This is a genomic window from Glycomyces tritici, from assembly GCF_030403505.1.
On record NZ_JAUEMJ010000017.1, the window covers coordinates 50,358 to 60,609 of the forward strand.

Sequence of the window (10,252 nt, forward strand, 5' to 3'; positions counted from 1 at the left end):
CGGGTGCTCAGAGGGCGAGCAGCGTGCGACTCGCGCGTTCGGTGTCCTGGAGCGGCTTGAGCGCCAACTGCATCAAGGCGAGAACGTTGTCGTCGCCAGCGATGCGGTTCGAGCTGAGTTCGCCGCACGAGAGGCACTGATGGACGATCATCCACTCGCCATCGGGCCGAGCGAAGATCGCCACCGCGTCCATCCGCCTTCGGCATGCCGAATCGCGGTCGCCCGGGATACGGCGATCCACGTGCAGACTGACCAGGCAGTTCGGGCAGTGATTGCGGTGCGCGGTCCCCGGAGCGCTCACCGGGACGGTCAGGCGGCAACCGACGCAACGGAAGTCGTTCGCCCGGTGGCCGCCGCCGGCATGCAGCACCTCTTTGTGCCGCTGGCGCCGGTGCTCGTCGTCTCGCGGTCGAGTACGTCGTGGCATGGTCGCACCTCCTACAGGCTGCCGAGCGCTTCGAGCGGGAACGGCGGCTGCGCGAGCGGGCGGACCGCCATGCGCATGAGCATGAGCTGGTTGTCGTCCGCGCACACCGGATTGGAGGTGAGCTCGTCGCATCGCACGCAGCGGTGGACGAGCATCCAGTCGCCGGTCCGCAGTACGGCGATCGCGATCGGGCTCATCCGCCCCTCGCAGTCGCTGGGCCCGCCCTCGACGTGGTCGGTGACGTGCCGCGAGTGCAGGCAGGACGGGCAGTGGTTGCGCACCGAGTCGTCGGCGGCGGTCCTGGTGACGGTCAGGCCGCACCAAGCGCAGGTGAAGGTGAAGGTGTTGATCTTGAGCGTGTTGCTGGTGTTTGACACCTCGGAGGCTCCTTGCTGGAGGAAATCTGCAGTGACAGCAAGAGAGGCCGAGCGGCCGTCGGCGGGCGCACGCGTCCGGCGCCTGCGGAGCAGGCGTCACAGGACGAGGCGACGCAGCGTCATCGCGTCCGATTGCCGCACAAGGCATACGGCGAATTCATCGGTTACGCGACGCGGGGAGGCGCACTCGGCGCACACCAGGACATCAACACTTCTTTCTAGGGCCTCACGGCCCGAACTCCAGACCGCGACCTGCGGATCTGCCGACCACGCTAGGTGCCGGCGAAAAACCTGTCAATGAATTTTCGAGTGGCCGCTCCGTCGCGGTCCTCGTCTTCCGGGGAGTCGAAACGGCTGGTCGACCGGGCGGTTCGAGGTCACCCGCCGAGGTCGGCTGCGAGCTTCTCGAACTCGGCGGCGATGTCGGTGTCGGCCTGGTCGTAGGTCTCGGCGCATTGGCGCAGGCTGTCGGCGTGGTGGCCGATGGACGCACCGAGCAGGCCGGTGAGGTTCGACAGTTCCGCGCAGCCTTCCGCATAGGCCTCCGCGAAGAAGAGTCCGGGCAGGCCCCAGGTCATCTCGGCCGCGCCCGCTTCGCCTGCGACCGCGGCGATCGCCTCCGCGTTGGGCGCCAGGCCGTCCAGGGCCCCGGCCGCCGCTTCGAGTTCGCCGGGGTCGACCTGCCACCTAGTGGCGTCGCCGACCAGGGCGGTGATGGTCCCCGTCTCACCGGCGAGCGCATCGGAGACGTGCCCGTAGATGTCTGCCGCCGCGCCCTTCGCGGAGTCGGCCACCGCCGTACCGGCGACCGTGAGGAGCTCCTTCCAGAGCCGGTACTCCCCGGCCGCGCGGTTGACGACCGGGTTGGCGCGCAGGAACTTGAGCAGCTTCATGAAGATCTGCGACGCGAACTGGAACTTCCTGGTGGCCTTGAGGAGCATCCGCGACGCAGAGATCACGGCGTCCATCACGAACGCGACCACTGAGGCGCCCGCGGTGGCGACGCTCGTCGCCAGGGCCACGACTCCGCGCGTGACCGCCCACGAGACGAGCTCGGTCAGAACCGCCTTGATGACCTCGTAGATCGTCTCGACGAGCATCCGCGCCCAGTCGAGGATCGCGGCGACGTCCTTGGCGCGCTCGCCCATCGAGCCCGCGGTGGCGGCGAGCCCGCCGATGGCGTTCCCGGCCGCGGCGGCGGCCTCACCGTCCCATGTGGTCACATTGGCGTCGGCGGCGCTCGCGATCTCCTCGTCGAGGGCGCCGAGTGCGGCTTCGACCTGGCCGAGGACGTCGATCTGGCGCTGCATCTCGGTGGCGTCCCCGGAGACCATCATGAGCAGCTCGTCGAAGGGCTGCACGAGGTCGAGGACGATGGTGAGACCGGCACCGACGAGGGTGCCGATGGGGTCGGTGAGGACGCCCATGACATCGGCGCCGAGCCCCTTGATCTCCCCGCCGATGGCCAGGCCGGTGCTCAGGGCGCTCTCGCTTCCGGCGTTCTTCACCGCTTCGGCGCTGGCGGTGTAGCGGCTGACGAACGGCACGGAGGTCCACTGCGTCCCCGACTCCTGCTCCTCGACCTCCTCGTAGGCGCTGATGTCGGAACCGTGGAGGTCGGTGTCGCTCAAGGCAAGTCCCATCGGTGAGTGGCGTGGTCACCCGAACCGTATGGCCCGCTGGGCGATTTGCACGGGAACGACACTTTCAACATGGCGTGTCGCCGTAACGGCCGCTACGACCGGGCCGCATCGCGCCCCGCCTGGGGCTCGCGCAGTGCGGGTACAGTCGCTGTCGATCACGGTTGTGCGCTGTCTCGTCCCGGGCAAGGAGTATTCATGAGCCCCAGTTATCCCGATTCCTCATCGATCACCGACATGCTGTCCCAGGCGGTCGAGGCGGCGAAGATCGGTGCGCAGGCGCAGGCGGAGCGGGCCTCCCAGACGGTGGAGGTCGAGGTCGCCGAGGGGCGGGTCCGGGTGAGCGCCAACCTCGTAGGCAAGGTCACCGTCGCGATCGTCGACCCGCGGGCCCTTCGCCTCGGCGCCGAGGCGCTCGGCGAGGAGATCACCGCCGGCGTGAACGCCGCGCTCGACAAGGCCCGGGAGGAGTCCGGGACGCCGGGCGAGATCGATCTGGCGGGACTGAGCGAGAAGATGGAGCAGCTCCAGCAGGAGTCGGCGCAGAAGCTGCGCGGGTTCATGGACGGCCTCTCCGCCTCCCACGAGCAGATCGTCCGCACCGCCTCGGAGCGTCTCGGAGGTGGGAACTGATGGCGCAGTTGGACATCGACCCCGAGGGCCTGGACAGTTCGGGGTCGCGGATCGAAGGCGTCTCGGAGCGGTTCAACGCCGCGATCGAGGCGTTCTCGGCGAAGATCGAGGGGTTCGGGGACGCGTGCGGCGGCGACGAGATCGGCGGCCTGATCGGTGACGCCCACCAAGCGGTGTTCGAGTGGGCGAAAGAGTGCTTCCTCGAAGCGTCCGGGTCGATCGCGGACGCCGGATACGACATCCGCGACTTCGCCGCGCAGCACCTGGCCGCGGACGACGAGGTCGCGCAGATCTTCACGCAGCTGGAGTCCCACCTGGGCGGGGGTGCCTGATGGCGCTGATGCTCCCGAGCGAACTCGCCTCCCTGCTCGGCATCCTCGGCTTCGACTGGCCGCAGTCGAACGAGGACGCGCTGATGGACATGGGGCAGGCCTGGATGGACTTCGGCCAGGAGCTGACCTCCATCGCCGACGAGGCGACGGGGGGTGCCGCCTCGGCTTGGACCGAGCAGATCGGCAAGGACATCGACGCGTTCAAGACCTGGTGGGAGAGTGAGGACGGCCCGTCGAGCATCCTGGACAGCGGCTCGGTCGGGGCGATGATCGGCGGCGTCGGCCTGATGATCTGCTCGGTCATCGTGCTGGTGCTCAAGATCGCCGTGATCGCCCAGCTCATCTGGCTGGCGGTGCAGATCGCGATCGCCGTCGCCTCGGCCGCGGTCACCTTCGGCGCCTCGCTGCTGCAGATCCCGATCGTGCAGCAGCTGATCCGCACCATCGTCGGCAACCTCATCCAAGAGGCCGTCTTCAAACTCCTCGAAGCGTAGGCGGAGCGCATGGGCAAGAAGAGCGGCGGCAAACTCATCAGTGCCGCACTGGACTTCATCAAGAAGGCGAAAGGGCAGCGGGTCTCCCGGCGCACGCAGAACAAGATGGACCCCGAAAAACTCGAGCACATGCTCATGGGCGAGATCAAGCCCGGTGCGAACCGGGGATCGGGTTATCACCATCGGCCCGGCGGGAACGACTTCGACGACCGCCGCATCAAACCCGACTCCAAGAAGATGCTCGGCGACAAAGGCGTGTACAGCGCCGAACCGGAGTTCTTCGACAAGACCATGCCCCCGCCTCCCGGCCAGTGGAAACCGAAATCGGGGCCCGGCGGCACCTCGGCGTTCTTCCCCGACGACTGGGACGCCGGAAAGATCGACAAGAGCGTCACCGAAGCGTTCAAGAACAGCAAGACGCACCCGACCGATCCGAACCGTTGGCTCGGTGAAGTCGACGGGGTCAAGATCTCCGGATACTATGACAATTCGGTCCCGCAAGGGTTCACGCACGGCTTCCCCGACAATGTTCAATAACCGAGAGAAGGGCATCGACTTATGCGTTTCCGCATGGACGATTACTTCGGCCCTGTGGCAGTCGACCCGGTCGAAGCCCAGCAAGTGCTCGCCGGTTGGATCTGCACGGACATCGGGGTGCCGTTTCGCATCCTGCTCGACGCCCTCGCCATGATCGACGACGTCGCCCACGGGCGCCCGCCGTACGACGAGTGGTCGAGCGAAGGCTACGCCGTCGCGTTCACCCCCTCCGGGGTCTCGATCCGGTCGCTCCACGGCGACCGCAGGTCCGCGACCTATTCGGTCGAGGAGGTCCGTTCGGCGTTGGAGGACTTCTGGGCCTTCAGGGTTCGGCAGCCCGAGCGCGCCAATGTGCGGCGGGAGTTCAGGCCCGACCTTCCCGAGTGGAAGGCCGACCTGCTCAGGTGGGAGGACACCTTCAAGCAGCGCCACCCGTACCGGGGGCGGCTGGGGATTCCGGCCGGCGATGCATGAGCGTCCCTGATCCCGGTCGCCTCGGCCGCGGCAGGCTTTCAAGGAGATGACCCTGCGTACGGACGCCCGGCGACCGATCATGCTGACCGCGACGCTCGTGCTGGGCCTGGCCCTCTCGGCCGGGTGCGCGATCGACAAGGGCTCTGCGCTCGCCGCGGACTTCGAGCAGGAGTGGGCCGACACGCCCGATGTCGCCGAGATCGACACCCACGGCGACAACACCCTTCCCTTCGCCGGATCGGCGACCGGCACGCTGATTCTCGAACAGGGCACCTCAGCCGACCGCGTGGCCGAGCTGGCGGACGAACTCGCGGAGTACGTCGCCGACGAGCGCGCGGTCACCGGCGAGATCTCGTCGGACGGCCTCACCTTCGCCGTGGCCCCGGACGGCGAGCGCAACGGTCAGGTTGTGGCGCTTTGGGAGTCGCTGGCGGCCGACGACCGGGTGGCGAGCGGCCTCATCGACAGCGGATTCGACAACGAAGACCGGTGGACCATCGAGATCGTCGCGGTCGATGCCGCAGGCGCTCTGGCATTGTTCAAGGACATGACGGGCGATGCCGAGCAGTACCGGCCGTTCTCCTCGGCCGTGACGTCGCTGCGGGTCGGCACCGGGCAGGGTACGAGTCCTTCGCTCAGGGTCGAAACCGACCACGAAGGGAACGTCCCCGCTGAGGCGATCGCCGCCTATACGGCGGTTGCCGCTCAATATCCGGTCGTCGGCGGGGGCCTGGACCCTGACCGCGCAGGGATCATCGTGGCAGCGGGAACGGACCTGGACCAGGCCGCCGAACTCGCCCGGAGTTGGGCGCCGAACCTCGCGGACATCGAGGTCAGCGCCGCCAGTTGATCTTGGGGCGACTCAGCCTGCGCTTATCTGCGAGGCTGCTGCCAGGCGAGCGGATCGGCGGCGAGCACCGCCTCGGCGATCGCCCGCGCGGACTCGGTCTTCAGCGCGTTCATGCTGCTGTCGATCCATTCCTCAACACCGGCACCGCCGTGGCGGTACTCGACGGCCTGGATCAGGCACTCCAGCTTGTCGGCGTCCTTGGCGCAGCGCGCCTCCGGGCTGTCGCCGTCCTCGAACTCCGCGACCGCGTTCGCGATGAGCGCGGCCACGGGGCCGGGCATGTCCTCGACCTGATCGGCCACGACGTCCTCGGCGGGGACGGCGGTGAGGTAGCGGCGGCCGATGTGCGGGATGTCACCGATGCGGGTCTCAGGGGAGTCGTGGAGGACGGCCAGGAGCGCGGTCCGGTTCGGGTCGGCGCCTTCGAGAGCGGCGAGGATCATCCCGACCACGGCCGCCCGGTGCGAGTGCTCCGCGACGCTCTCGGGGTCCTTGATCTGGGCGAACCACCAGCCGGTTCGCTTGACCCGCTTGAGGTTCCCCGTCTCGAGCAGGTACTTCGCGATCCCGTCCATGTCTGCCATGGCTGCTCCCTTGTCGTACGGCGAGTGACGTCGAGTACTGCGGTGGTTCAGTCCGGTCCCTGCGCCGGGATGCCCAGGATCCGACCGCGACAGGGGTGCCGCTGCTTCCAGGCATCCTCCCATTGCTTCCAGTGCCGCTGGTCGTCCGCTTCGTAGCGCTGGAGCCCGTTCTCGTTCAGGAAGTACCGCTCGATGCCCACGTCAGTCGAGGGTCGCCACGAGGCCGCGGAGTCCTGCGGCGATGGCCTTGGGGTCGGGGGCGGCGTCCGGGTGGGACATCCACTGCATGACGACGCCGCTGACGAGGGCCAGTTGGACGGCGCCGACGGTGCGGATCGTCTCGGCGTCGATGGTCTCCTCGATCTCGCCGGTCGCGAGCGCGGCCATGGCGGCGGTCGCGCCGGGTTGGCCTTGGGCGTAGACGGCGGCGAGTTCGGGGGTGCGCTGGGCCTGCATGAACAGCTCGAAGCTCGCCATCCACATCGTCTTGTTCTCCTTGACGTGGTCGATGAGGAGGTTCCACACCGCTTCGAAGCGCTTGGGGCCCTTGGGTTCGTCGAGCTTGGCGAGCTGGACCTGGAGTCCGGCGTCCCAGTCCTCGAGCGAGGAGAAGAGGGCCTGCTGGAGGAGCGCCTCGCGGGAGCCGTAGTGGTAGCCGATCGCGGCCATGCTCACGCCGGCTGCCGTGGCGATGTCACGCACCGTGGTGCGGTCGTAGCCCTTCTCGAGCAGGCACTGCTTGGCTCCGGCGAGGAGCGCTTCCCGGTTTCCCATGGGGCCGATCCTAACAGCGACCTGCGCATTTGCCTAGCGCAATCGCCTTGCGCAAATTTCTTAGGCGATCGCCTTGCACGTTTGCGCAAATCCTTGGTACGGTTCTGCCAGACGCGAACAAACCTCGTTCCACACCAGTCGAAAGCGAGCACCCCATGGCTTTCCCCGAGACCGCCAAGACCATCGCCGCAATCCTCGCCGCCGCCGGCATCACCGCCGCCTCCATCGCGTTCGGCACCGCCACCGCGAACGCGACCACCCCCGCACCCACCCTCGTCGACACCGAACTCGGCGCACTCCAGGGCGCCAACTCCGAAGGCGTCCGCGCCTGGCTCGGCGTCCCCTACGCCGCCCCGCCCGTCGACGAGTTGCGCTGGGCCTCACCAGAACCGGCAGACCCATGGGAAGGGGTGCGCGAAGCGACCGAGTTCGGCAACGCCTGCGCCCAGGGCGCCGCCAACATGCCCGGCATCCCCAGCGAGCATGAGGACTGCCTCTACCTCAACGTCTACTCACCCGACACGAACCGGGACGACCTGCCCGTGATGGTCTGGTTCCACGGCGGCGGCAACACCTACGGCGCCGCCGAGCAGTACGACCCCTCGCGCCTGGTGACCGACGGCAAGACCGTCGTCGTGACCGTCAACTACCGCCAAGGCGTCTACGGCTCCTTCGCCCACCCCGCCCTCGACGAAGGCGGGGAGACCACCTCCGGCAACTACGGGCTCGAAGACCAGCAGGCCGCAATGCGCTGGGTCCGGGAGAACGCCGAGGCATTCGGCGGGAACGGCGACAACGTCACCATCTTCGGCGAATCCGGCGGCGGCTTCGACGTCTGCGCCCACCTCACCTCGCCGACCTCCGCAGGCCTCTTCGACAAGGCGATCATGCAGAGCGCCCCGTGCGGATCGACCTGGGCCCCTTCACGAGAGCAAGGTCAGGCCCGCGACATCGGAGTGGCCGAGCAGCTCGACTGCGCCGACCCGACCGAAGCCGAGGCATGCCTCCGGGCGCTCGAACCGGCCGACCTGAACACCGCGACGGCGAACGTCCAGGAGTTCCAGCCGGTCGACGGCGGCCCGGTCATGCCCATCGCCACCAGAGACGCGATCGCCACGGGCGCCGTGAACGACGTGCCGGTACTCACCGGCATCAACCGCGACGAAAACCAGCTCATGACCGGCGGCATCGAAGTCCTCTCCGGGCATGTGATGACCGCCGACGAGTACTACCCGGCGCTGGTGGCCGAGTTCCCCGAACACGCCGACGCGATCGCCGCCCGGTACCCGCTGAGCGACTACGAGAACCCGGCGAAGGCCCTTGCGGCCGTGCAGACCGACGCCCACTGGGCCGCGAGCCTTTCGGACACTGTGGACGTACTCGCCGAACACGTCCCGACGTACGCCTACGAGCTGTCGGCCAGCGGCACCCCGTACTTCAACGACTTCGAGGCGCCCTCGTGGGAGATGGACGCCTTCCACATGGTCGACGTCGCCTTCCTCTTCGACACCACGATCTTCGCCGAACGCAGCGCCGAGGTCGAGCCCCTGGCCGACCGGATGGTCAAGGCCTGGAGCACCTTCGCCCGAACCGGCGACCCGGACGGCCGCGGCCGCTGGACCGAGGCCGATGGCGACTGCGTCCGCCAGCTCACCCCCGACGGCGCCTGGACGATCGACTTCGCCGACGAGCACCACTTGGAGTTCTGGGACTCCCTAGAGGCGTAATTGGTCGTGAATCTCAGGGGCGCAAGGCCGATGGCCTTGCGCCCCTCTGCACGTCCTGGATGCCGTCACTGCCGGACCGCAGCTAGGCGAATTCGTGACGCTGCACCCGCTGAGCGGCATCGCGGAGGCCACGCTCACCACCGGGAGCACGCCGAGCGGCATCGCGCCCGCCGGGCGGCGCCTCGGAGGCCACGCTCACCACCGGGAGCACGCCGAGCGGCATCGCGCCCGCCGGGCGGCGCCTCGGAGGCCACACTCACCTCCGGGACCACTGCGAGCGACGCTGCGCCCGCCGGGGCGTGATCACGGCGATCCGATGCGGTCACAGGTCCCTTGGCGGCCTCCACCGCCATCACCGCTCAAGCCGGCCGACCCCTACGGTTCCGAGCGCGCGCCGCGCCGCATCCGATGCCCGTGTCAGCGGGGCAGGTTGCGGGCCAGGCGGAAGCCGAGGTCGTCGATGCGGAGTGTGGGCATGGTGCGGCGGCGCACACCCGCCCGGCAGGACCAGTGCTCGTCGAACCAGCCGCCGCCCTTGATCACGCGGTAGTCCCGGTAAATCTCGGCATCGTAGACATCCCAGCACCACTCCCAGACGTTCCCGATCATGTCGTGCAGGCCCCAGGCGTTCGGGGCCTTCTCGCCGCCGCGGTGCAGGCGCTCGCCGGAATTGTCGCGGTACCAGGCGATCTCGTCGAGCTCGCCGTAGCGGGGGCCGGTGGTCCCAGCCCGGCAGGCGTACTCCCATTCGGCCTCGGTGGGCAGCCGGTACCCGTCGGCGGCGCGGTCCCACACGACCGCTCCGCTCCCGGTGTCGTCGCTCGATCCGCCCCCGCCCGCCTCGGCACTGCTTGCTTCACCCCTGCCGACATTGACGACGCCTGTGCCACTGCCGCTGCCGCTGCCGCTCGCTCCGGTCCCGGTCCCGGCATCGGTTGATTCGAGTCCGAGTCCGACTCCGCTCTCTGCGAGCGCGGTCGCCTCTCCGGCGATCGCATAGACCGGCTGCAGGCCCTCCAACTCGGAGGCCCGGTTGCAGAAGCGGACGGCATCGAACCAGGAGATGCTCGTGGCGGGCAGCAGGTCGTCGCCGCTTTCGGCACCGGCGACCGCGACGCCGTATGCCCCGCCGATCGCGCGGCGCGTGACCTGCAAGGGCGACAGCAGGAACGGCGCCACCTCCACCGTCCAGCTCCGCTCGGTGCGCCGGTCGGCGATGGTCACGGAGCCGGCCTCGATCGTCTGCATCGCCGAATCCTAAGCCGCCGCGCACCAGCGCCAACCACGACGAGGACACGCTCCGGGAAAGGCCGGTCGGGTCGGGTCGGGTCGGGTCGGGTCGGGTCGGGTCGGGTCGGGTCGGGTCGGGTCGGGGCGGGTCGGGTCGGGTCGGGTCGGGGCGG

The 10,252-nt window shown here is 68.8% G+C and carries 14 protein-coding genes; 7 read left to right on the forward strand and 7 right to left on the reverse strand.

The genetic code is table 11. The annotated features are described in order from the left end of the window. Positions 1-7 precede the first annotated feature (7 nt). The 3 genes from QWI33_RS29220 to QWI33_RS29230 form a co-directional block, all read right to left on the reverse strand. Positions 8-427, reverse strand: coding sequence for an RNHCP domain-containing protein (locus tag QWI33_RS29220; RefSeq protein WP_289960137.1), 420 nt, complete (start codon positions 425-427; stop codon positions 8-10). An 11-nt stretch (positions 428-438) separates the two neighbouring features. Continuing rightward, the gene (locus QWI33_RS29225) at positions 439-804 is read right to left on the reverse strand and encodes an RNHCP domain-containing protein (RefSeq protein WP_289960138.1); all 366 of its coding nucleotides are present in this window, start codon (positions 802-804) and stop codon (positions 439-441) included. Positions 805-1,181: 377 nt separating this feature from the next. Next, the gene (locus tag QWI33_RS29230; RefSeq protein WP_289960139.1) at positions 1,182-2,435 is read right to left on the reverse strand and encodes a hypothetical protein; all 1,254 of its coding nucleotides are present in this window, start codon (positions 2,433-2,435) and stop codon (positions 1,182-1,184) included. Between the two features lie 207 nt (positions 2,436-2,642). Between QWI33_RS29230 and QWI33_RS29235 the strand changes: the two genes are divergently transcribed. The 6 genes from QWI33_RS29235 to QWI33_RS29260 are packed head-to-tail and all read left to right on the forward strand — an operon-like array spanning position 2,643 to position 5,764. After that, positions 2,643-3,077, forward strand: coding sequence for a YbaB/EbfC family nucleoid-associated protein (locus tag QWI33_RS29235; protein WP_289960140.1), 435 nt, complete (start codon positions 2,643-2,645; stop codon positions 3,075-3,077). Further along, a complete protein-coding gene (locus tag QWI33_RS29240; RefSeq protein ID WP_289960141.1) occupies positions 3,077-3,409 on the forward strand; it encodes a hypothetical protein in 333 nt (110 codons plus the stop codon). Before QWI33_RS29235 ends, QWI33_RS29240 begins: the two co-directional genes overlap by 1 nt. Further along, on the forward strand, positions 3,409-3,903 hold the full coding sequence (locus QWI33_RS29245; protein WP_289960142.1) for a hypothetical protein: 495 nt from the start codon (positions 3,409-3,411) through the stop codon (positions 3,901-3,903). The genes QWI33_RS29240 and QWI33_RS29245 overlap by 1 nt, the downstream gene beginning before the upstream one ends. Positions 3,904-3,912: 9 nt before the next feature. Further along, entirely contained in the window at positions 3,913-4,440 is a 528-nt protein-coding gene (locus tag QWI33_RS29250; protein WP_289960143.1) for an EndoU domain-containing protein, read from the forward strand. A gap of 33 nt (positions 4,441-4,473) precedes the next feature. Further along, the gene (locus QWI33_RS29255; RefSeq protein WP_289960144.1) at positions 4,474-4,914 is read left to right on the forward strand and encodes a hypothetical protein; all 441 of its coding nucleotides are present in this window, start codon (positions 4,474-4,476) and stop codon (positions 4,912-4,914) included. A gap of 46 nt (positions 4,915-4,960) precedes the next feature. Further along, positions 4,961-5,764, forward strand: coding sequence for a hypothetical protein (locus QWI33_RS29260; protein ID WP_289960145.1), 804 nt, complete (start codon positions 4,961-4,963; stop codon positions 5,762-5,764). Positions 5,765-5,787: 23 nt separating this feature from the next. Here the strand turns inward: QWI33_RS29260 and QWI33_RS29265 are convergent, their stop codons facing one another. Genes QWI33_RS29265 through QWI33_RS29275 form a run of 3 tightly spaced genes read right to left on the reverse strand, consistent with a single transcriptional unit; the run spans position 5,788 to position 7,122 of the window. Further along, a complete protein-coding gene (locus QWI33_RS29265; protein WP_289960146.1) occupies positions 5,788-6,348 on the reverse strand; it encodes an HD domain-containing protein in 561 nt (186 codons plus the stop codon). Between the two features lie 47 nt (positions 6,349-6,395). Beyond that, positions 6,396-6,548: a hypothetical protein gene (locus QWI33_RS29270; protein WP_289960147.1), complete on the reverse strand. Its 153-nt coding sequence runs from the start codon at positions 6,546-6,548 to the stop codon at positions 6,396-6,398. A 1-nt stretch (position 6,549) separates the two neighbouring features. Next, positions 6,550-7,122, reverse strand: coding sequence for a TetR/AcrR family transcriptional regulator (locus tag QWI33_RS29275; protein WP_289960148.1), 573 nt, complete (start codon positions 7,120-7,122; stop codon positions 6,550-6,552). A 155-nt stretch (positions 7,123-7,277) separates the two neighbouring features. Here QWI33_RS29275 and QWI33_RS29280 point away from each other — a divergent pair, with 155 nt between their 5' ends. Further along, positions 7,278-8,849 carry a carboxylesterase/lipase family protein gene (locus QWI33_RS29280; protein WP_289960149.1) on the forward strand — a complete coding sequence of 524 codons (1,572 nt, stop codon included), beginning with the start codon at positions 7,278-7,280 and terminating at the stop codon, positions 8,847-8,849. 417 nt (positions 8,850-9,266) lie between these two features. On the opposite strand, the gene QWI33_RS29285 is transcribed toward QWI33_RS29280, so the two are convergent. Next, positions 9,267-10,097, reverse strand: a complete 831-nt coding sequence (locus QWI33_RS29285) for a formylglycine-generating enzyme family protein (RefSeq protein WP_289960150.1) — start codon at positions 10,095-10,097, stop codon at positions 9,267-9,269. Between the last annotated feature and the right edge of the window lie 155 nt (positions 10,098-10,252).

Excerpts from the sequence above, each read along its gene's own strand:
- QWI33_RS29275 (WP_289960148.1), bottom strand. The coding sequence starts at position 7,122 with ATGGGAAACCGGGAAGCGCTCCTCGCCGGAGCCAAGCAGTGCCTGCTC.
- QWI33_RS29240 (WP_289960141.1), top strand. The coding sequence starts at position 3,077 with ATGGCGCAGTTGGACATCGACCCCGAGGGCCTGGACAGTTCGGGGTCG.
- QWI33_RS29245 (WP_289960142.1), top strand. The coding sequence starts at position 3,409 with ATGGCGCTGATGCTCCCGAGCGAACTCGCCTCCCTGCTCGGCATCCTC.
- QWI33_RS29285 (WP_289960150.1), bottom strand. The coding sequence starts at position 10,097 with ATGCAGACGATCGAGGCCGGCTCCGTGACCATCGCCGACCGGCGCACC.
- QWI33_RS29260 (WP_289960145.1), top strand. The coding sequence starts at position 4,961 with ATGACCCTGCGTACGGACGCCCGGCGACCGATCATGCTGACCGCGACG.
- QWI33_RS29255 (WP_289960144.1), top strand. The coding sequence starts at position 4,474 with ATGGACGATTACTTCGGCCCTGTGGCAGTCGACCCGGTCGAAGCCCAG.
- QWI33_RS29220 (WP_289960137.1), bottom strand. The coding sequence starts at position 427 with ATGCCACGACGTACTCGACCGCGAGACGACGAGCACCGGCGCCAGCGG.
- QWI33_RS29250 (WP_289960143.1), top strand. The coding sequence starts at position 3,913 with ATGGGCAAGAAGAGCGGCGGCAAACTCATCAGTGCCGCACTGGACTTC.
- QWI33_RS29265 (WP_289960146.1), bottom strand. The coding sequence starts at position 6,348 with ATGGCAGACATGGACGGGATCGCGAAGTACCTGCTCGAGACGGGGAAC.
- QWI33_RS29280 (WP_289960149.1), top strand. The coding sequence starts at position 7,278 with ATGGCTTTCCCCGAGACCGCCAAGACCATCGCCGCAATCCTCGCCGCC.
- QWI33_RS29235 (WP_289960140.1), top strand. The coding sequence starts at position 2,643 with ATGAGCCCCAGTTATCCCGATTCCTCATCGATCACCGACATGCTGTCC.